Here is a 19082-nt window from a genome sequence, read left to right as displayed (position 1 = left end):
TCCAGTGATGTTTGATTATCTTGCGAGCGATTTGCGTCGGGTTGTTGAACCTGTGCCATGGTCATTATTCCTGTGCTTCGCTGCTGACTGTAGCGAGCTTATTCAGTAATTCAAAGGCTTTGCCGCTTTTTATGGTGCTGAGTGCAAGGGCTGTCCCCATTTTTACTGACTCCGCCCGGCCACTCAGATATAAGGCACAACCCGCATTGATGGCAACCGCATGGGTGTGGGCATCGCTGCCTTGTCCTTGCAAAATAGATTGCGTGATCTGGGCGTTTTGCGCAGGCTCTCCGCCTTCAAGTTCGCTAATTTGGTCTTGTGGCACACCAAAATCCGCTGGTGTTAATTGATATTCAATAATCTCACCGTCTTTAAGCTCGGCGACCTGTGTGCTGCCATGGAGCGCGACTTCATCTAAACCACTGCCGTGTACCACCATGGCTCTTTGGGTACCAAGGGCTTGCAGCACGCGGGCGATGGGTGTCACCAGTTCTGGGCTGTAGACCCCGAGCAGCATAAATTCGGGGCGCGCTGGGTTAATCAATGGCCCTAACACATTGAATAAGGTGCGAGTTTTAAGCGCTTGGCGTACGGGCACTGCATGCTTTACGCCGCCATGGTAGTGGGGCGCGAACAGAAAGCACAGATTGAGTGATTCGAGGCAGTGGCTTGCAAGCTCGGGTGACATGGTTAAATCGATGCCAAATTGGGCGAGTAAATCTGACGAGCCCGATTTGCTCGAGACGGAGCGATTACCGTGTTTCGCCACTTTTGCACCAGCGGCTGCGGCGACGAAGGCGGCAGTGGTAGAAATATTGATGGTATTAAAACCATCACCACCGGTACCGACAATATCGATAATCCCTTCAGTCCGCTTAGATGCGGGAAAAGGGAAAGGTTTAGCCGCAGCGCGCATCGCATCGGCGGCGCCACTGATTTCAGCAATGGTTTCGCCGCGAATTTTAAGGGCCATTAACATGCCAGCCATCACGGTTTCATTCATTTCACCTTGGATAAGGGCGCTAAAGAGGCTGGCGGTTTGCTCGCGGGTTAATGCCTTGCCCTGAAACAAAATATCGAGCAGGGGCTGGATTGATGTCGTACTCATTATTTAGCTCCTGCGTGGTGACTTGTCATTGCTTGGGTCAAATAGACTAAAGTTTGGGTTAACAATGTGCTGCCTAAGGTGGTGAGGATGGATTCGGGATGAAACTGAAAACCTACCGCCCTGTGTTTGGCATGCAAAATTGCCATAGGCATATCATCGGTGGTGGCAATAACATCAAGACAATCAGGTACTTTTGTGGCTACTAAGCTGTGGTAGCGGGCGACAGGTAAGGGCGAAGGTAAGTTAGCAAACACGCCTTTACCATTATGGAAGGTGGGGCTGGCTTTACCGTGCACCACAAAAGGCGCGCGCTCCACTTTACCGCCGTAATATTCCACCATGGCTTGATGACCCAGGCAGATCCCCAGCATAGGCACTTTGCCCGCGACTTTGTCTATTAGCGCCATCATGGAGCCCGCTTCATGGGGTGCACCTGGGCCTGGCGATAAGACTAAGGCGCTAGGCTCGGTTTCCGCCAACAGCTTGTCGGCAATATAGTCGGCGGCAACATCGTTACGGTAGATCACCACTTCACAGCCAAGGCTTCTAAATTGGTCGACTAAGTTGTAGGTGAAGGAGTCAAAGTTATCGAGTAAATAGAGTTTCATGTTTGGCTCCTTATCCTTGCTGCACTGTTGTTTGAGTATTGGCAGATACTTGGTGGGTTTCATCCAAGCCTGCGCCCATTTTGATGGCCGAAATCACCGCCTGCGCCTTTTGGCGGGTTTCATCGGCTTCACTTTGGGGATCGGAGTCAAACACCACGCCAGCTCCCGCTTGGATATGGGCTACACCGTCTTTCACAAAGGCGGAGCGGATCACTATGCAGGTGTCCATATCGCCAAGGGCGTTGAGGTAACCTACGGCGCCGCCATAGCTGCCTCGGCGGGTCTTTTCTGCATGACGCACTAATTGCGAAGCACGTACTTTGGGCGCACCAACTAAAGTGCCCATGTTCATGCAGGCTTGGTAGGCGTGGAGCGCATCTAAGTCTTGGCGTAATTGGCCTGTAACGCGGCTGACTAAGTGCATCACGTGGGAATAACGGTCGACTTTAAGTAACTCGGCAACTTTGCGGCTGCCGCTTTGGCTGATACGGGCGATATCGTTGCGAGCCAAATCGACCAGCATTAAATGTTCAGATAACTCTTTTTTATCCAAACGCAATTCGAGTTCGATACGGCTATCGAGGTCGAAATCAATCTCGCCGCTGGCGGTTTTGCCGCGTTTACGAGTGCCTGCAATCGGGTAGACTTCGACCTGATTATTGCTGGCTTCATATTTCAGCGCACTCTCGGGCGAGGCGCCAAACAGGGTGAAATCATGGCCCCTAAAATAAAACATATAGGGGCTGGGGTTGGTTAATCGCAGCGCGCGGTAAGCACCTAAGGTATTCGGGCAGGGCAGGCTAAAACTGCGAGAAGGCACCACTTGGAAGATATCGCCGGCAATAATGTGTTCTTTTAAATCGATAACAGTTTGTTTAAAGGCCTCATCACTGACATTCACTTGCTCTGTGGCCGTTATGCCAACAAGGGCGGGCGTAGGTGTTGCACTCTTGGCTAAGGCTTCACATTGGGCGCGGATGTTTTCAACTCGCTCGGCTAAGGCTTGGGTCACCTCGGAATGTTGTGCTGCGCCTTCACTGAAGTTGTGGGTGATAATCTCGGCTTGTTTTTGCTTGTGATCGATAAGAATTAAGGTTTCGGCGAGATAAAATAAATAATCAGGACAATCATTTGCACCATTAGGGGCTTCTGGCAGCGGCTCGACGGTATCAATCAAATCGTAGGAAAGCACGCCACCTAAAAATAAGTCTTCGAATGCTGGCGTCTGACCACAGTCGATATGCTTTACAAACAAGCGCAAACCATCGAGGGGCGAGGTGGATTTTAAGCGTGCATCTTCATCCTTAAGTTCAGTATCTTTTTGCAGCGTGACTATTAGGCTATGGCCATCGTGTTGGCATTGAGTTTGGCTTGAGCGAGCAGTAAAAAATTGCTCGATGGGGGCGAGTAAACTGACGCCATTGTCACTCAGTGCGCTAAAGCGTAAACGATAACCATCGCAGCGGATCATCAGCGCCGCATGGGTCATCACCATGCTTTTAAGATTTTCCTTACTATTGATTTCCGCTGATTCTAACAACATGGTATGGGGCGCATCTTGGGTGATGTGCTGGTACAGACGCAGTGGATCGCTATGGTATGCCAGCGTTGCCTTAAGCGAATGTGAGCGTGCGAATGTCTGTTGAGACGAGGCAAAATTTTCGCCATCAACTTGGGTAACCTGATTAAATGTCTTTAGGGTCATGCTTATCTCGCTTTTTATCCGTTTACCGCGTTGCAGACATTTTTCGCACCAACAAAAAAGCCCGCATTTCTGCGGGCTTTTTTGTTGATTCTGTTACTTTCAAATGAGCACAGAGCTTCACACTACCCGCTAAGTTGGGAAGTGCCACCACCAAATGATGTTGAAAGAAGCGTTAATCTGAGTCATTCAAAAGGGTCTCAATAATTCGTTAGTTGAGCTATAGAAAACATGAGCCTGAGGCGAAAGTCAATTGAATATTTTTCAAAATGATGGATTAACGTCGCTAAATCACTGTACCCAATGCCATTCCTACTCGATAAAGTGTGAGATAAATGCACATTTAATCTTAAATTCACGTACAATAACGGCATGAATACTCAAAGCATATTGGCTGACTTGCACAGCCACACGACCGCATCCGACGGTCATCTCACGCCGTCCGAGCTGGTCGCCAGAGCCCTTGAAAAGGGCGTGCAGTTATTTGCGATTACCGATCACGATACGGTTGCAGGCTTAAGTGAAGCCCGCGCCTTCAATCAAGCGCAGGCCGAACCGTTAAAACTCATTTCTGGGGTTGAGATCTCAACTCGCTGGAATAGTTACGATATTCACATTGTGGCGCTCAATTTTGATGAGACCCATGCCGAGTTATTAGGCTTTTTAGCACATCAGCGTGAGTTACGTGAGCAGCGCGCCGAAGAAATCGGCCATCGCTTGGCTAAGGCGGGGATTGAAGGTGCCTATGAGGGCGCTAAAAAACTTGCCGCAGGAGCCGCTTTAAGCCGTGGTCACTATGCGCGCTGGCTTGCCGATAATGGCCACGCGGTGGATATGCCAAGTGTGTTCAAACGTTATTTAGCTCGCGGTAAAACTGGCTATGTGCCCAATAATTGGGGTGATATGGCAAGCGCGATTAAGGTGATCCACAATGCGGGCGGGCTAGCGGTATTGGCCCATCCGAGCGGTTATAAGTTGTCGGCTAAATGGTTAAAGCGTTTAGTGCGGGAGTTTAAAGCAGAAGGCGGGGATGCCATGGAAGTGGTGCTCGGCCAACAAACGGTGGATGATAGGGCCAATTTAGTGGCGCTGAGTGTCCAAAATCAGTTGCTTGCATCGATAGGAAGTGATTTTCACTTTCCAAGTAATTGGATTGAATTAGGTAAAAATCTCTACCAGCCTCAAGGTATTGATTGGGTCTGGCAGTCGGGATCTTGGGTGGAACGACCATGAGTCAGTTTTTTTATGTACACGAAGTAAATCCACAGGCGCGTTTGATTAGTCAAGCCGTGGCTGTGCTTAAGTCCGGTGGGGTGATTGTATATCCAACCGATTCGGGTTATGCCCTCGGTTGCATGATCGGTGAGAAAGACGCGATGACGCGTATTACCCGCATTCGTCAAATCGAACACGATCATAATTTCTCCTTGATGTGCCGCGACTTATCCGAGTTAGCGACCTATGCCAAGGTGGATAATCAGGCCTACCGCATCTTAAAAAGTTGCACACCAGGGCCGTACACTTTTATTTTTAAGGCGAGCAAGGAAGTGCCCCGTCGTCTGCAAAATGACAAGAAGAAAACCATTGGTATCCGCGTGCCAGACAATGTGATCGCCTTGGCGTTGCTCGAGGCGTTAGATGCGCCGCTGATGTCGACCAGTTTGGTGATGCCCAATAGTGATTTTGCTGAGTCTGATCCTGAACAGATTCGTGACCTGTTAGAGCATCAAGTGGATGTGATTATTCACGGCGGTTATTTAGGTGAAAAGCCGACCACAGTGATTGATATGTCTGAAGATGGTTTCGAAGTGCTGCGTGAAGGCGCGGGCGATGTTACCCCATTTCTCTAACCGCGATTTACCCTAAGATATTAAGGCGATAAAACCATCATTTGACAGTGTTATCGCCGCTCAATTGCGGGTATAATCGCGCGTTTGGCGTGGGGGCGCTTGCATAGCGAGCTTAAGCCGTGCTCATTGCGGGTTCGAGTCAGTCATCACAGCCGTTTAAAAACGATTGTTTTACATGGGGATAGCGGATGCAGGGCACGCAACAAAGTTTACCCTTAGCCGTTGTTCGCGGTCAGGCGATGACCGAAATGCCGCAGGATTTGTTTATTCCACCTGAGGCGTTAGAAGTGTTCTTGGAGTCCTTCGAAGGGCCGCTCGACTTACTTTTATATTTGATCCGTAAGCAAAAATTAGATGTTGTCGATTTACCCATTTCGCAGATCACCGCGCAATATTTAGAATATATCGCGATGCTCACTCAGGCGCGTATCGAACTGGCCTCGGATTATTTGGTCATGGCGGCAACACTAGCTGAGATTAAATCCCGTTTGCTGCTGCCGCGTATGGTGGCGGAAGATGAAGTGGAGGAAGATCCGCGGGCGCAGTTGATCCGTCAATTGAAGGCCTATGAGGTGATCAAGGAAGCCTCGCAAAAAATTGATGATTTACCTCGGCTTGAACGCGATGTGTTTCAAGCGACCGCGGCACCTTCACCGAATATTAAACCTTTGGTGATCCCGCCTGATGTATCGTTATTTGAAATCGCCCGCGCCTTTGGCGAAGTGCTTAAACGTATCGATGCCAATGAGGATCATCATGTTAAGCGTGAACAGTTATCTACCCGCGAGCGCATGAGCCAAATTTTAGCCATGCTTAATAGCGAGACGTTTACGCCCTTTGAGCGTTTATTTAGCGTCGAAGAAGGCCGCGCCGGGGTGGTGGTGACCTTTTTAGCCTTGATGGAATTGGTCAAAGAATTATTAGTGGAATTGTACCAAACAGAGACGTTTTCAACTATTTACGTAAAGGCCTATTAATTGATGCAGATAAATCCAATTCAATTAAAACAGCTTATTGAAGCGAGTCTGTTTGTATTGGGGAAACCCTTGTCGGTGAAAATGTTGAAAGAAACCGTGTTGGCGGATTTCAGCGTTTCCAGAGACAAAATCAAAGCCGCATTGGAAGAGCTGCAGCAAGATTATCAGGAACGGGGTGTTCAACTTGTGAAAGTGGCTGGGGGTTATCGCTTCCAGACCTTGGAAGTCCTGAGCCCGTTTTTGCAGCCCCTGTGGCAGGAAAAAGCACCCAAGTATTCGCGGGCAACATTAGAGACGCTGGCGGTGATCGCCTATCGTCAACCTGTGACCCGTGGCGATATTGAACAGGTGCGTGGTGTGGCCATTAGTAGCCACATCATCAAAAGTTTGTCAGATAGACATTGGATTAAAGTCGTTGGCCATAAAGAAGTTCCGGGGCGACCCGCACTCTACGCCACGACCTTAGAATTTTTAGCCTATTTTGGCTTAGATACCCTAGCGGATTTACCTGCGCTTACGGATACTGAGTCATTGCAGGCGGTATTTTCGGGTTTGAAAGTAACGCCTGAACAGTCAGAAGAGCAAGATACTAATGAGTGATTTAAACACTATTGTTTCAGTATCATTCATTGCCTTACGTTTTTCCGCTAATTCTCTTTGAAACTATTAGTAAAAATGGATTTTTCATTGAAAAGTTTTTCACTTTCGTTCGATTCTATTCTTGATATTTGTGTACATATTTGCGTACATGAAAGACTCATGTACAAGATGGAGAAAGGTTATGGCACTTTCTGACTCATGGTTAAAAGCAAACCTGAACAAAGTCGCTGATAAGCCTTATGAGAAAGCAGATCGTGACGGCCTTAGTGTTAGGGTTTCCGCTAAGGGCGCAATTACTTTTCAAATGCGCTACCGCTGGGCAAGCAAGGCGGCGCGGGTTGATATTGGGCCTTATCCTTTGCTCTCGCTTAAAGAAGCCAGAGAACAGTGCGAAGTCTATCGCAAGTTACTACTGGATAACCTAGATCCACGGGAATATAAACGCGATAAAGCGGCAAAGGCCGTATCAAACGAAGGCTCAGTCGAGCAAGTTTTTAGGGCATGGCATAAGTCACAGTTTAGTGATGGCCGTGCTAGCGTTAAAGACAGTACCGCGCATGAATATTTGCGTGCGCTTGAGATCAACGTATTCCCTGTGCTTGGTAAAAAGCAGGTTGACCAAGTAACCTTGCATCAGTGGCTAGATTTGTTTGAGTCTATTGCCGCCAAAAAGCCAACTATTACTAATCTAACGTTAACAGTGAGTCGCAGGGCGCTAAAATGGGCTGTTCGCCGCCGAATTATTAGCGCTAACGAGTTAATGGGTATTGAGTCAAAAGAAGATTTAAATATCTCTCGCAAAAGCCGTAAGCGCACGCTTAGCGATGACGAACTCAAGATTATTTTGCAAGCCATCGATAACGCCAAACGTCAGCGCCTTGGTAACCGGATTATGGTTTTTATGGCCTTATTCTTTGGCTGTAGGATCGGTGAATTACGATTGGCGCAGAAAGCGCATTTTGATTTTACTAAGATGATCTGGACGGTGCCGGTTGAAAACCACAAGACAGGGTACAAGATGCAGCGGCCGCTATTGCGGCCGATCATCGACGAGATAGTACCATTGCTTGAGCTAGCATTTTCACTCAGCCCTAACGAGCTGGTGTTTCCGACAGAGAAAGGCTGGATATATTCGCAGGCAGCGACAACACGCATGTCTAACCCAATAAACACCTGGGCTAAGCTGAATGGTACGCCGTTAAATGAGTGGTATTTGCACGATTTGCGCAGAACGCAGCGCACTAACATGAGTAAGATTACTACTACAGAAGTGGCCGAAACCATGCTGGGGCATAAACTAAGCGGGATTCAGTCGATTTATGATCACTACGACTATTTAGAAGAACAAGCTAAGGCATATCGAATTTGGTGGCAGAAGCTGCAGCGACTCAAAGATCCCGCAGCATACCACAACGTGGTTGAGCTTAAGGCCGCGCAGTAACGGCCTCATTGTTCGTTCTCGTAAATCCACGCTTTAACTTCTTGAAAGTTGTACTTATTTTTAAAGTGCGGGTTAGTGGTTGGTTTTGGGAAGTCTTCTAACTTAAATAGTTGATACAGCTTAGTTGTGCCAATACCCAACGCTTTTGCAAGTTGAGCTGGCGAGAAAAACTGCTGCACCACTTTACCCTGCATAGCATCTATTTCTTGCTGAAACATTATGCACCGTCCTTATTTTTACCAACTGTTTTGACTTTGGCATCAGGTTTCACGTCGATGTACCACGCTTCACCTTCTGCGTTAATTACGATAAAACGCCAACCGAAAAGCCATTTAATCGCTATTTTTTTGCCAATCCATGCGAATAAAATCCAGATAATAGGAAGCAGAAAAAGACAAATAAAAAAAGTGTTCATGCTGCACCTGCCTTATCATCAGGCAATGGTTTAAATTCAACTTCGGCTTCTCTAACTACTGGCTTGCTTCCAGTATAAAAATTATGAATCCAAATAAGTGATTCGTATTTTGCTATAACTTTGCACATACACCAATTTAGAGCACCTTTCCTTTTGTAAAGGCAGGATTTACCTGTTTCAGGAATATATTCATCCATCATGCAACTCCCTTGTTACTTACCAAACCTTGTATTTTAAGCCTTTCAATCACCGCTTGTTCGCGGCCTTGTGTTGTAGATAAATCGTATTTAGGGCGCTGGCTGAGGATTGACACTTGATTCTTAAGTTCTGCAACTTGGGCTTTTAGCTGCTCGTTCTCAGCGATAAGCAAATTCATGCGATCATTTAGAGTCATGCTGCACCTGCCTTGGCTTATGCCATACTTCCCATGTTTTAGCCTGAAACATACCAGCCAAAATTTTAAATGTTCCTAATAAAATAAGTTTCCAAAACGCCATAATGACGTAGACTAAAAACATAAAAACATAAAAACATTCAAACAAATCACCGCTAAAATAGTGGGCAAAGTCATTAACACCATTAAAGTTCTTCTAATGCCGTTATGTTTGATTGTGCCAATATATTTAGGTCTTAAACCTTTTTTATCTTTAGTAAACTCAAACATCACTCACCATCCTTATCACGCTGCAATTGCCATAATGTTTCATTGAAATTATCAAAGTCAGTGCAATCAGGATCATATGGGTTTATCACTTCAGGTAAGTTTTCAAACATGAGCTTTGCTAATTCTTGAGCAGTGTCATATTCAAAAACAAAACCACCTTCTTGATACCGCCACTTGCAAACTTTGGTTGCTTTAGCAGTCATCATGCACACTCCTTAAACAACCTTCGTTTTCATCTTCAATCCACTCACCAGAGTCGAGTAACTCCTTAGTACACTGACTACAAATCTGGCGGGTATCTCCCTCATGCTCGATATACGTTGGCCTGTGCTGCTCACAAAAATAACCTTCGCAGCTAATCTCATCTTTTCCATGCATCCCGCCACATGCATAAGCAAGACCTCGGTCGATTTGAGTATGGCAACCTGGGTGATCACAGGTTGCTGTAAAGACATAGCCAATTGGCCTGCCTTTACTGTCGGTACCACAGTTAGCCCATCCCATCACTCACCATCCTTAGCTGATTTTACGATGGCTAATATATTGTCCATCTTGCTTTTGGCCTCTAGGCGTTCCTCCATCCATTGTTTTAGGAATGGTTTGCTTGCTTGGCCAAGTATGAACATTAAGCCGCCTTGCATTTCAAACTCACCGCACTGAGCACTCAAGACATGCAGGCACCAATCAGATTCACCTTTGGCTGTTAGTTCTACCTCCTTGCAATCTTTGCTTAGGTGGTAAAGCATTTGGCTCACAGTGAATCCTAGATACTTGCTCTTATCGTCAGGGTGAACAATGGCTTCTAGTTCCTTTAACTGCGTTTCCAACTGGTCACGCTCTGCGGTGATTACTTCGAGCTTTTCACAGGCCGCGACTAAGGCATTTAGCGCTTTGTCGAATAACGCTGGCAGTTTTTCAGCATTAGCTTCTTTCTTAAGCTGTGCGGCTTTGGCCTGCTCCATGATCATGCCTAAAGTGAAATCTTCCATATCTAAGCTCATGCTGCCTCCACGTCTTTGATTTTCATTATTTGCTTAGCGCGAGCACTGATAATCTCTGCCGCATCATCCATGGCTCGCGCTTCTTGTAGATAATCATTGTCGAACGCGTTTTCTGATGCTTCATTAAGCACTGCCACTAATTCGTTCACGACACTAGCCTTGATTGCGTTAACCGCATCAACCAACAGCATTGGTGACTCTTGGCGTTGGTGCAGCATCATGGCGAAGTTGGCAACGTCCTCGAAAGTGCCATAATTACCTTTGGTTAGGTGCTCAACTAACATTGTCGCAAGCTGCTCGCCTGAACACTGCGCTGGATCATCCCAACCGCTGCGGCCTCTAGCTCTGGCGTAGGCCATTTTTACCCGCATAGCGTTGGTGAATCTGTCGATGCCGATATCATCGACATGCGTTGATCTTTCCAGCTGCATGGCTTGAACTTGGTCTTTCGATTGCTGAATCTCGGCACCAAGCTTTTGCTTGAGGTGATCGTGCTCAATGGCGGGAACGTAAACCCCAAGGCCTTCAACATTGATTTTTGTTGAACCGTTGCCGTCTAATAACACTCTGCGTTTGGTCATGCTGCACCTCTCTCACTTTCCCAGTCTTGCTTTTGTAGTTCACCAATAAAATTGAGAACTTTCCGTCTATGTTTGCGATCTACTGAAACAGAGTTATCAAGCCTTTCTTTTAATTCGTTAATGCGTTTTTGTTGCTGCGTTTCAATTCGATACATTTCACGCAATTTCTGATTAAACTGCTCAATATCTCCTAGACGAGATAACAGCTTTACAAGCAAGAACATTTCTCTATCTCGGTCTGATTCGAATGCGTCGCTTTCGAGAGCATCATTGCGATTACTCATCCTTACTTCACTGCAGAATCCTTTCACGCATTTGGTGCCTCCGCGCTGGGTTACGTATACTAAGCCCCACTTTTCAGGCACTTCTTCAGGCTTAATCAAACCCTCTGGGCAAAGGTAAAACCGCCACTTACCCATACCCAATGTTTCACCGTTGCGGTGTGGTTTATTTCGATCAGCAAGAAAGTCACTACGCGATACCTTTACTTCAACGATTATTGCGCCGTCGTTATAACCTGCCGCCCTAAAGCCAATTGCATCAGGTATCTCGCCACTCCAACCACCTTGCATTTCAGACACAGCAACATGGCAGCAAGGGCCGCCATTACTATTCGTTTTTTTCAGCCAGCGTACAGCGATATCGCATAGATTCTTATGAGTCATTTCGATAGCCATCACTTACCTTCCTTCTTTAATTCTTCTGCCAGTTTTTTCATAAACTGTTGGCAGCTGCATGCTTGTTTTCGTGGTAGGGCGTACCACTGTTTAAGGGCTTCACGGATTGCGGTTGATTGCTTCATGCTGCATTCTCCCGCGCTATTTGATCTTCGATATCGAGCTGTTGCGATGGCGCTAACTCAACGGTTGATTGCTCTGGCTTTAATGGGATATCTATCGAGCCTTTAACTTCATTCCCAAACACATCCCAGCCTTTGGTTTTGGTTCTGGCGAACATTTCAAGGCGAGGGACATCACCCATGAGCTCGACGCATTTATCGCGAAACTCATCTGGCTTTTGGCTGTGGCGAATGTTTTGATAGGTGCCCACGTAGCAGAGGTGGGCGAGCACTTCATCAAGGCTTTGTGGATCGTAATTGCCCACGGCGCGAACGCTGCGACAAGCTGGCGTTGGTTTGCCTTTGATAGCGATAATGGCCGACTCGCTACCTGCGCGGGTCCAAAAGCCCATGCCAAAAAATGGGTTGTTGTTGACCGTTAGCTTGTTCCAGACAAAGCCATTCATATTTTTAAGGCTGAAGCCCCAGCTTTTAACCAGATCAATGGCATCCTGCGGCATAGCGCCCACATACCACATCACCAGCACACAGTTATCATCGGCAATGCTGCCCACATCGAGGCGTTTTAAGTCCTCGGTGCTAGTGACGGTGTACTTGGCTTGGGCGCTGGATTTCATCGAGCCGCCCGTGTTTTGGTTGCTAAAGGCCCATGGCGGATCGGCGTAAATCAGCTGATATTTTTTGCTCATGCTGCATGCTCCTTTGAATTGCTGATTGCAGCGCTAAGCTGCTGCTCAAGTTCTTCATTCATTCCGATTTCATACAGATAGTTGGCGGCGCGGCTAACTAGCTGCTCAAGCTCGGTGATCCGCGCGTTGGCTGCGGCTAACTTGGCAAGATGCTTTTCCCAGTCGAGTTCTTTGATGGATTCGATAATGGCCGCTACTTCTTCGAGGCGTTCTTGGCCGCGCACAAAGTTAGAGAGCTGAACATCGTGCCTTATCGCTGCTCACCATGGAGCGCTCTCCAGATAGGTAACGGTGTAATGCAGCATCAATGCGTTGATTAGGTTTTCTGAGTTGATTTTGGTCAGTGACAGCATCAGCTCGATGCGCTTTGGCGATTCAAAGCCAGGTATTAAAAGATTCATGCTTCACCGCCTTTAATGCATGAATCAATACCGTTGTATTTTTTAAAATCATCACAAACGTAATTACTCATTTCTTCAGGTTCGCCCCATTCACTTTCTCCGCTTCTCTGGCAAATACGGTATTCAGATTCAGCATCGAAAATATTGAACCGACAATTTGCACAAGACCTCGTATGTATTCGCCGCACATTTCTTGGTTTAGTTATTTGTTTCATGCTTCACCGCCTTGGTACTTGCCTTGATTGCTTGAGAGCAGGGCAAGCGTTAGCGCTGCTTTGTCGTACAGGCCTTGCTCGATAAAAGCAATTGAGATTTGCTTTAGCTGGTCGTCGGTTTTGTTGTACCAACCTGTTAGCTCTGCAATTAACTCGATGCCAGCGACATAGTTATTTCTGCTTTTAGTATCTGGGTTTGGCTGGTAACAAATTAAGCGGCCAACTGCGCCAAGGAAGTAGGCGACGCGCTCCATGTCGTAGTGATTTGCGTTGTCTTGTAAGCCATACTTTTTACATAGTTCTTGGTAGTGATAAGCCTCGATACCTGACCATTCATTATCACGATAAACTTTCTGAACTCTGGCCTCTGCTTCTTTGGCAATCTGTTTATATAGAGAGTCGCTAGCTTTGTAAGGCAGCATGCTATGGACAACCACGCCGCCATCCCATTCACCTTCGAAGCTTTGTTCGCTCCAATATTCGACTTCAGCTTCGTAAATGCCTGGGCGAGTGTTTGGATCAATTTCAATCCCAATATCGCCAATGGCGCAGAGGATGCCGTGGTTTTCAGAATTATCGTAAATCACCGCATCATCAGTGTTTTTAGGCACAAATAAGATTGCGGTGTGACGGATATTGCAGAAGTGACGATTAAGCGCTTTATTCCAATCGGCAATGTCTTCTGGTGTGTAAATCAATGAGTTAGGGATCATGCTGCTTCTCCTTCAATCTTGGCCTTGCTCATTTGCTTGGCTAGCTTCACCTCTTTGCAATTGTCATAAAGGTTAAAGCCACGGTTTTCGGCATCTGCTTCGGCGCAGGTGTAAGCCTCGTATGGGTTGAATCCCCAAGTGATGGCGCCACAATGTGGGCAGTTGCCGCGAGTTTTGCCCGTGGTTTGGCGGTGGCGTTTGCGCTTAGGTTTGCGGATGCCTGCGGCGGTGATCATCTTGCGTTCGTTTATGTTGGCGGCTTGAAAAGTCCGGCGAGCGATGGCGTCGATTTCTGCTTTGGCGAAGATTTCAGTTTTAATGCTGGGCTTTAGTGACTGTATGTCTAACGCCGCTTGATAACTAAATATCGTTGCGTCTTTGTAGTTAACATCGCTAAATCCAAACTGAGATAGCCAGTAAACATCGTTTCCATCCCAGTTGTCCTTAAAGCTAATAACGTATAAATCGCACCCGACTTTTGCGCCATTTAATGGCAGGTATTGGTTATCAACTCGCACTGTTGCCAGTTGATCCACAAGCTCTTTGCAAAGCGGAACGTCAGTGTGGCGGCTGTTAAATTGCCGCTGAGCTTCTTCAAGTGTGTAAACATGCGCCTTGTCTAAATCGCTTGTATAGCCGCAACCATCTTTAGCCCAAAACAGGCAGGTGCTGCCGACATTGGTGCGCGAGTCGCGCAGGTAGAATAATTGGCTCATGCTTTCACCTCTGGCGTGGTGAGTGACATAATCCAATTGCGTAACTGGATCATCTGTGGGCAAAACACCATTGATTCGACATAGGTGTAAAGCCTTGGATAGTCGTGCTGCTTACGGGCGATAAATGCCTTGGCATCGGCTTCAGTTAGGCAGGTTTTGATTACTTCTTCCGTTTCTTGAAGGTGAAACTTTTTAAGCGGATCAGGTAGCTGGTCGTGATCTGACTCAACATTAAATTCATCGATAAATGCGTTGATAAACACTTCATCAAATGCATGAGTAACATCGTGACAAACTTCATCAATGTCGTTATCAAACAGCCAATTGCTACACCATTGATGGTCGTTTTCAACTAACCATTCAGCGAGTGCTTGCTTGATATCAGATTCATCAGACCGATATAGCGTAGTGCCACCATCGGTATCAGCAATCTCCCAGTGATGTTCGTCATAGCCTTCTTCGGTTGGCAAATAGCGCTTGCAGCGTACTTGCCAAATAGGCTCGGCGGTGCAGCGGTTAGACTGCTGGTGCATTTGCTGTGACATTTCGAGCAGGAATGCAGGGATTTCAATTTGTTGGCTCATGGTGACGTCCTTATCTTTTAACCAAGAAACGGTGCAGGCCTTTGGCTGCGCGAATGGCGACGGCGCGGTTGGTGGTGAACTTGCCGCCTGGCAACATCCAACCGTCTTTATCTGCGACGATATGGCCGAGGCCGATCTTGATATCGCGGTGTTGGGGTTTGTCGTGGGTTAGCATGCTCTATTCCTTGTTTCTTGAATGGCGGCAACTATCAAGCTGCGCTTGCTTGTGCTGGTTGCTTGGATGCCTTTTTGCCTGCGGTGTACTCGTTTTTTGCAGCTTGGTATTCGCTGCCGAATATTTCAGTGGCATCGATAAGGGGTAGGCTGGTGTCGAGGTAAATCACATCGTTGTGCAGGAACATATCCAGCCGACTAAATAGGCAATCCCCATAACTTACGCCCAGCGATGCTAGCAAAGGTTCGCGTGAAACTGGCTCAGGTTTCATGGCGTTGTAGGTGGCTTTAATTGCTTCTAGCGCTTCACGATCTGCGGCTTTTGGTTTGCCGTATTTGGGCTCAGAAGCAAAGCAGTTAGTCGCTTTCGGCTTAAACCATAAGTGGTTGTTTTCAAGCTGGTTAAAGTTGTGAAAGTTGATACCAGCAAACGACACTTTATCAATTCGGTTGCTGAAAATGGGTTCACCGCCAAAGTGGTTAGCTAGCACTGTGGCTTGCTCAATTAAGGCCGATTTTGCTGCGTTAAAGTCTTTAAATGCTTGCACTGCGGTTTCGTTGCTGATTTTGAAGTAGCTAATGATCTATTCCTTCTTTCGTGAATGGCGGCAACTATCAAGCGGCGCTTGACTGTTCAGGCTCTGGTGAGGTGGTTTGAGTGGCGGATTCTGGCGCTGGCTCGACTGGCTGATGGCCTGCAAAGTAAACAAAATCGGCGGGAGGAACGCGTTCTGATTCGTCCAAGGTCATGGGCATGATCATTGCGACGATTTCTTTTTTTAAGCCCATGACTGCAATCAGCGAATTCTTTTCTGATACGTGCAAAACAGCACCGTTAATCTTGCAGTAATTCAATTTTGATAGGCGGCTGAGCAGGTTTACATTCATGCCAATCGTTGATGCTGGCTTTAAGTTTTCATCACTTAGCCGTGATTTAAAGAGTTTGCCTACATTTGGGTAACGTGCATCGATGGGGTTAATAAACTCAATGTGAGTAATAAACTTACGTTCCTGATTGTCCAACGCTTCAAAGGTGGTGAAGGTGTCAATGATGTCGTAAATCGATGTGAGCATGGCCACGCCATCGTTGATAAAGATGTTTTGTATGGAAGGTAAATGCTTTTTGTTGGCGGCTTTTAGCAACTCTTTGCTGATTGGGTAAATGTACTCGCCATCGCTAAAACCATCCTCGTCATGGATAGTGACGAGGCAATGGCCGTCTGTGGCGGTGAGGATTACGCCTTTTTCTGGGTGGGGCTTTACGTGAAAGCCGTTGAGAAAGTAACGAACATCCTGTTTTGCGGCGAACGCTGCCAGCATTGGCAGGTATTGAATGTTGAATTTGGTTTTCATGGTGATTGCTCACTAGGCTGAGATGGAATTGATGAACTTGTAAGGATTACTTACAGGTTTAATTTGATGTGCTGGCGAGTTGTGCATATTGATCGTCAAGCAGATCTTGTGCGCTGCTGTAGCCGTGTTTTTGCTTTATCTGCTGCCAGCTTTCGATATGACGCAACCAAACATTCTTCGATTCTGGATAGTCGATAATCAGCTGGTTTAATTCGGCTATTGAGCGATCACAGTAAGCGGCCATGGCGTTGCCTTTGGCTTGCCGTTCTTGCTCTAGCTCATTTGCAAGCATGGCGACTAGGGCGTCGCTAGTGGCGTGGGCTTGTGCATCAAACATGGCTATCTGCCTTAATCATTGGCTGGCTTGCGTGATGATTTGCGTGATGATAACTGCGGTTGAGCCAGCTGATGGACCTATCGCTTACCGTGATATTGATTGCTGGTGGCTCGGCGATGCGGGTGAGTTTTACGCGGCCGCTGCGGCTGACTTGGATGTTAGCCACTTCGTTTAATTTCGTGGTTTTTAGCGGGGCTTCGTCCAGTTTGGTGACGTGGTAGCGCTCGCGGAAGGCATAGCTGCAAACATGGCTTTGCAAGTAGGCCTCGAGTTCGTTTTTACGCTGGATCACCGTTGGGCAATGCATTAGATCTGGCAGTTGAGCGAGGCGACAGGCAATGCTGAGATGTAACAGCAGTTGCGATTCTATGGGTAGCAGTGGGGCGCAGTGATGCGCTGCGATAGGGTGGGACATAGGTCACCTCGCATGGTTGATTGTATGAATTAGGGTTGTTTGATTGGGTTGGTTTTGTGCTGCGCTGTTGGCGCTGGCACGGTTTAGAGCAAATCGAAGGGGATTAACTTGGCTAATAGCATTAGCACTAGGTCGATAAAATCAGGTTGTTGGGCTTTCTGTTTATAGGGAGTCATGGCGTTGCGTCCTGCAGTTTAACGGGGCAACTATCCGGTTATTCCGGATAGTTGGGTTTAAACGTTGCCGGTTACGTCATCCGGCGCCCTAGTGCCGTCGTGCTGTCGCGTCATGCCGCTAATAACAGGTGTGCAGCCTCTAGGCGTCTGCACTGCTTTACCTGCATTATTTTTGTTATTAACCCTGACCAGTGAATGACTCTGGCTAGCAACACTTGTGCTACTCGGGGCATCTCTTACGGGTTGCTCGCAAAGTGGCCGCTTTTAACGGCTAGTTAGTTACATGGGCTTTTCCTCTGTTGGTATGCCTACTGACGCCGCAGGCTGGCTTGTAAGTCGCATTAGTGAAGGTGGTTGTTTAGTCGATGGCCTTTCGACGGCTTTATCCCATGGAGAAGCCCTGCAGCTGCACAGTCAATCCACCTTCCCAATGCAACCTGATTTTACAGGTGCATGGTGTTCTTACCTCACCGCCAGAACGGGGCGGGGTTGTGCGCGTTGCGGGTCATGCTCGCAGAACGTGATCAAGTCACTTAGCCGCCGCTGGTTGTTCCAGCGTTTTATCCCTTATCTGGGGGAGCTGCTATCCGGTCGCCGCAAGAGGCACACAAGTCTGTTTACGCGGATTACTGTTCTCCGCCGCGTGTTCCTCGGAGTGACCTAGTCCGCTCTAGGCGGGTTTAGTCGTTCATGGGCCATTCTGTTAAAGAGCGTGATTAGAATCTTTTCATTTTCGTTCTAATCGATGCTCAGAGTTTAGTTTAATAAACTTTCATGTCAATAAAAAAGTTTATCAAAATAAACTTTTTGTTTAGTGTATTATTACTAGGGTGAATATTAGGCAATGTTTGATTGGTTTTAGATGCCATTAGGTTGGCTATTAGAGGTGGTGATCATGGATAAAAATCAATGTACAACTATCAAGTTATCAGGCTCGCTGGCAGCAAAGTTTGGCCGTGAACATAAACGCTTTCTTGATACAGGCACGACGACTGAAGCTTTTAGCTCCCTTAAAAATACCCTGCAAGGCTTTGAGTTATTCATCAAAGAACAGGCAAAGCTCGGCCTGCGCTATGCGATTTTTCGTAATGGCCACAACACTGGGCAAGATGAATTTGATTTAGCCGGCACTCGCGAGATCAGGATTGTGCCAGTCATTGCGGGGAGTAAGCGGGGTGGGGTGCTACAAACAATTATTGGCGCGGTAATGATAGTTGCTGGCGTAGTCTTATCATTTACGCCGCTTGCAGGTGCATCACCTTACTTAATTCAAGGTGGTATTGCGGTAATGGCTGGCGGTGTAATCCAAATGCTATCGCCACAAGCCAAAGGGTTAAAGGGCAGGGAAGCGGCGGAGAACGCGCCAAGCTATGCTTTTGGCGGGGCGGTAAATACTACAGCAGCAGGGAATCCTGTCGGCATTGGTTACGGTAAGCGCCGTATTGGTGGCGCAATTATTAGCGCGGGAATTTATGCCGAAGATATCGCAACCACTAAGCGACCGATACAATCAGGCGGTGGTAATGGCACGCAAGAACCATAGATTATTGTTGTTTGGTTAAG

General features: G+C 47.2%; 32 protein-coding genes and 1 other annotated feature. Of the genes, 8 read left to right on the top strand and 24 right to left on the bottom strand.

All coding sequences use genetic code 11. The annotated features are described in order from the left end of the window. Positions 1–64 precede the first annotated feature (64 nt). From trpD to H9J30_RS00420, 3 genes are read right to left on the bottom strand one after another with little or no spacing between them, the layout of a single operon-like run. Positions 65–1108 (bottom strand): anthranilate phosphoribosyltransferase, encoded by a 1044-nt coding sequence (gene trpD, locus H9J30_RS00430; protein ID WP_240129218.1) that lies wholly within the window; start codon positions 1106–1108, stop codon positions 65–67. Further along, positions 1108–1716 carry an aminodeoxychorismate/anthranilate synthase component II gene (locus H9J30_RS00425; protein ID WP_240129217.1) on the bottom strand — a complete coding sequence of 203 codons (609 nt, stop codon included), beginning with the start codon at positions 1714–1716 and terminating at the stop codon, positions 1108–1110. The genes trpD and H9J30_RS00425 overlap by 1 nt, the downstream gene beginning before the upstream one ends. Positions 1717–1726: 10 nt before the next feature. Beyond that, a complete protein-coding gene (locus tag H9J30_RS00420) occupies positions 1727–3421 on the bottom strand; it encodes an anthranilate synthase component 1 (RefSeq protein WP_240129216.1) in 1695 nt (564 codons plus the stop codon). 51 nt (positions 3422–3472) lie between these two features. Next, positions 3473–3580, bottom strand: a sequence feature (Trp leader region). Positions 3581–3790: 210 nt separating this feature from the next. On the opposite strand from H9J30_RS00420, the gene rnm reads away from it, so the two are divergent. The 5 genes from rnm to H9J30_RS00395 all read left to right on the top strand — a co-directional run bounded on the left by rnm (position 3791) and on the right by H9J30_RS00395 (position 8286). Then, positions 3791–4651, top strand: coding sequence for an RNase RNM (gene rnm / locus H9J30_RS00415; protein ID WP_240129215.1), 861 nt, complete (start codon positions 3791–3793; stop codon positions 4649–4651). Beyond that, the gene (locus H9J30_RS00410) at positions 4648–5268 is read left to right on the top strand and encodes an L-threonylcarbamoyladenylate synthase (protein WP_240129214.1); all 621 of its coding nucleotides are present in this window, start codon (positions 4648–4650) and stop codon (positions 5266–5268) included. The genes rnm and H9J30_RS00410 overlap by 4 nt, the downstream gene beginning before the upstream one ends. A 188-nt stretch (positions 5269–5456) precedes the next feature. Then, positions 5457–6245 (top strand): segregation and condensation protein A, encoded by a 789-nt coding sequence (locus H9J30_RS00405; protein WP_240129213.1) that lies wholly within the window; start codon positions 5457–5459, stop codon positions 6243–6245. 3 nt (positions 6246–6248) lie between these two features. Next, positions 6249–6845 carry an SMC-Scp complex subunit ScpB gene (gene scpB, locus H9J30_RS00400; protein ID WP_011622248.1) on the top strand — a complete coding sequence of 199 codons (597 nt, stop codon included), beginning with the start codon at positions 6249–6251 and terminating at the stop codon, positions 6843–6845. Positions 6846–7026: 181 nt separating this feature from the next. Beyond that, positions 7027–8286, top strand: coding sequence for a tyrosine-type recombinase/integrase (locus H9J30_RS00395; protein ID WP_240129212.1), 1260 nt, complete (start codon positions 7027–7029; stop codon positions 8284–8286). A gap of 5 nt (positions 8287–8291) precedes the next feature. On the opposite strand, the gene H9J30_RS00390 is transcribed toward H9J30_RS00395, so the two are convergent. The 17 genes from H9J30_RS00390 to H9J30_RS00315 form a co-directional block, all read right to left on the bottom strand. After that, a complete protein-coding gene (locus H9J30_RS00390; RefSeq protein ID WP_240129211.1) occupies positions 8292–8504 on the bottom strand; it encodes a hypothetical protein in 213 nt (70 codons plus the stop codon). After that, complete coding sequence (locus H9J30_RS00385; RefSeq protein ID WP_240129210.1) at positions 8504–8701, bottom strand: hypothetical protein; 198 nt, start codon at positions 8699–8701, stop codon at positions 8504–8506. Before H9J30_RS00385 ends, H9J30_RS00390 begins: the two co-directional genes overlap by 1 nt. Further along, on the bottom strand, positions 8698–8901 hold the full coding sequence (locus tag H9J30_RS00380; protein WP_240129209.1) for a hypothetical protein: 204 nt from the start codon (positions 8899–8901) through the stop codon (positions 8698–8700). The genes H9J30_RS00385 and H9J30_RS00380 overlap by 4 nt, the downstream gene beginning before the upstream one ends. After that, a complete protein-coding gene (locus H9J30_RS00375; protein ID WP_240129208.1) occupies positions 8898–9095 on the bottom strand; it encodes a hypothetical protein in 198 nt (65 codons plus the stop codon). The genes H9J30_RS00380 and H9J30_RS00375 overlap by 4 nt, the downstream gene beginning before the upstream one ends. Before the next feature lie 269 nt (positions 9096–9364). Beyond that, positions 9365–9571 (bottom strand): hypothetical protein, encoded by a 207-nt coding sequence (locus H9J30_RS00370; RefSeq protein ID WP_240129207.1) that lies wholly within the window; start codon positions 9569–9571, stop codon positions 9365–9367. Further along, positions 9558–9869 (bottom strand): hypothetical protein, encoded by a 312-nt coding sequence (locus H9J30_RS00365; RefSeq protein WP_240129206.1) that lies wholly within the window; start codon positions 9867–9869, stop codon positions 9558–9560. Before H9J30_RS00365 ends, H9J30_RS00370 begins: the two co-directional genes overlap by 14 nt. Further along, positions 9869–10366, bottom strand: coding sequence for a hypothetical protein (locus H9J30_RS00360; protein ID WP_240129205.1), 498 nt, complete (start codon positions 10364–10366; stop codon positions 9869–9871). Before H9J30_RS00360 ends, H9J30_RS00365 begins: the two co-directional genes overlap by 1 nt. Beyond that, on the bottom strand, positions 10363–10947 hold the full coding sequence (locus H9J30_RS00355) for a hypothetical protein (RefSeq protein WP_240129204.1): 585 nt from the start codon (positions 10945–10947) through the stop codon (positions 10363–10365). The genes H9J30_RS00360 and H9J30_RS00355 overlap by 4 nt, the downstream gene beginning before the upstream one ends. Next, positions 10944–11624, bottom strand: a complete 681-nt coding sequence (locus H9J30_RS00350) for a hypothetical protein (protein WP_240129203.1) — start codon at positions 11622–11624, stop codon at positions 10944–10946. The genes H9J30_RS00355 and H9J30_RS00350 overlap by 4 nt, the downstream gene beginning before the upstream one ends. Next, on the bottom strand, positions 11624–11749 hold the full coding sequence (locus tag H9J30_RS21560; protein WP_133179044.1) for a hypothetical protein: 126 nt from the start codon (positions 11747–11749) through the stop codon (positions 11624–11626). Before H9J30_RS21560 ends, H9J30_RS00350 begins: the two co-directional genes overlap by 1 nt. Then, positions 11746–12435, bottom strand: coding sequence for an S-adenosylmethionine-binding domain-containing protein (locus H9J30_RS00345; RefSeq protein WP_240129202.1), 690 nt, complete (start codon positions 12433–12435; stop codon positions 11746–11748). Before H9J30_RS00345 ends, H9J30_RS21560 begins: the two co-directional genes overlap by 4 nt. Next, a complete protein-coding gene (locus H9J30_RS00340) occupies positions 12432–12659 on the bottom strand; it encodes a hypothetical protein (protein ID WP_240129201.1) in 228 nt (75 codons plus the stop codon). Before H9J30_RS00340 ends, H9J30_RS00345 begins: the two co-directional genes overlap by 4 nt. Positions 12660–12695: 36 nt before the next feature. Next, positions 12696–12836 carry a hypothetical protein gene (locus H9J30_RS00335; RefSeq protein WP_240129200.1) on the bottom strand — a complete coding sequence of 47 codons (141 nt, stop codon included), beginning with the start codon at positions 12834–12836 and terminating at the stop codon, positions 12696–12698. Beyond that, positions 12833–13051, bottom strand: a complete 219-nt coding sequence (locus H9J30_RS00330; protein WP_240129199.1) for a hypothetical protein — start codon at positions 13049–13051, stop codon at positions 12833–12835. Before H9J30_RS00330 ends, H9J30_RS00335 begins: the two co-directional genes overlap by 4 nt. Next, the gene (locus H9J30_RS00325; protein ID WP_240129198.1) at positions 13048–13764 is read right to left on the bottom strand and encodes a hypothetical protein; all 717 of its coding nucleotides are present in this window, start codon (positions 13762–13764) and stop codon (positions 13048–13050) included. The genes H9J30_RS00330 and H9J30_RS00325 overlap by 4 nt, the downstream gene beginning before the upstream one ends. Then, the gene (locus tag H9J30_RS00320) at positions 13761–14480 is read right to left on the bottom strand and encodes a hypothetical protein (RefSeq protein WP_240129197.1); all 720 of its coding nucleotides are present in this window, start codon (positions 14478–14480) and stop codon (positions 13761–13763) included. Before H9J30_RS00320 ends, H9J30_RS00325 begins: the two co-directional genes overlap by 4 nt. Next, the gene (locus H9J30_RS00315; protein WP_240129196.1) at positions 14477–15064 is read right to left on the bottom strand and encodes an ead/Ea22-like family protein; all 588 of its coding nucleotides are present in this window, start codon (positions 15062–15064) and stop codon (positions 14477–14479) included. Before H9J30_RS00315 ends, H9J30_RS00320 begins: the two co-directional genes overlap by 4 nt. Here H9J30_RS00315 and H9J30_RS00310 point away from each other — a divergent pair. Next, a complete protein-coding gene (locus tag H9J30_RS00310) occupies positions 15063–15236 on the top strand; it encodes a hypothetical protein (RefSeq protein ID WP_240129195.1) in 174 nt (57 codons plus the stop codon). The genes H9J30_RS00315 and H9J30_RS00310 overlap by 2 nt on opposite strands. A gap of 37 nt (positions 15237–15273) precedes the next feature. Here H9J30_RS00310 and H9J30_RS00305 read toward each other — a convergent pair whose 3' ends face one another. From H9J30_RS00305 to H9J30_RS00290, 4 genes are all read right to left on the bottom strand, one after another. After that, entirely contained in the window at positions 15274–15786 is a 513-nt protein-coding gene (locus tag H9J30_RS00305; RefSeq protein WP_240129194.1) for a hypothetical protein, read from the bottom strand. 67 nt (positions 15787–15853) lie between these two features. Beyond that, positions 15854–16591 (bottom strand): beta clamp domain-containing protein, encoded by a 738-nt coding sequence (locus H9J30_RS00300; RefSeq protein WP_240129193.1) that lies wholly within the window; start codon positions 16589–16591, stop codon positions 15854–15856. Between the two features lie 58 nt (positions 16592–16649). Beyond that, the gene (locus H9J30_RS00295) at positions 16650–16928 is read right to left on the bottom strand and encodes a hypothetical protein (protein ID WP_240129192.1); all 279 of its coding nucleotides are present in this window, start codon (positions 16926–16928) and stop codon (positions 16650–16652) included. After that, entirely contained in the window at positions 16921–17343 is a 423-nt protein-coding gene (locus tag H9J30_RS00290) for a hypothetical protein (RefSeq protein WP_240129191.1), read from the bottom strand. The genes H9J30_RS00295 and H9J30_RS00290 overlap by 8 nt, the downstream gene beginning before the upstream one ends. Before the next feature lie 459 nt (positions 17344–17802). Here H9J30_RS00290 and H9J30_RS00285 point away from each other — a divergent pair, with 459 nt between their 5' ends. Together H9J30_RS00285 and H9J30_RS00280 are read left to right on the top strand one after the other, a co-directional pair. Continuing rightward, entirely contained in the window at positions 17803–18183 is a 381-nt protein-coding gene (locus H9J30_RS00285) for a hypothetical protein (RefSeq protein WP_240129190.1), read from the top strand. Between the two features lie 231 nt (positions 18184–18414). After that, positions 18415–19062 carry a tail assembly protein gene (locus H9J30_RS00280; protein WP_240129189.1) on the top strand — a complete coding sequence of 216 codons (648 nt, stop codon included), beginning with the start codon at positions 18415–18417 and terminating at the stop codon, positions 19060–19062. Positions 19063–19082 lie beyond the last annotated feature (20 nt).

The organism is Shewanella cutis, from assembly GCF_022410515.1.
GTDB lineage: Bacteria > Pseudomonadota > Gammaproteobacteria > Enterobacterales > Shewanellaceae > Shewanella > Shewanella cutis.
The sequence above is the reverse complement of the archived record's forward strand: the minus strand, read 5'-3'. Positions and strand labels throughout refer to the sequence as shown.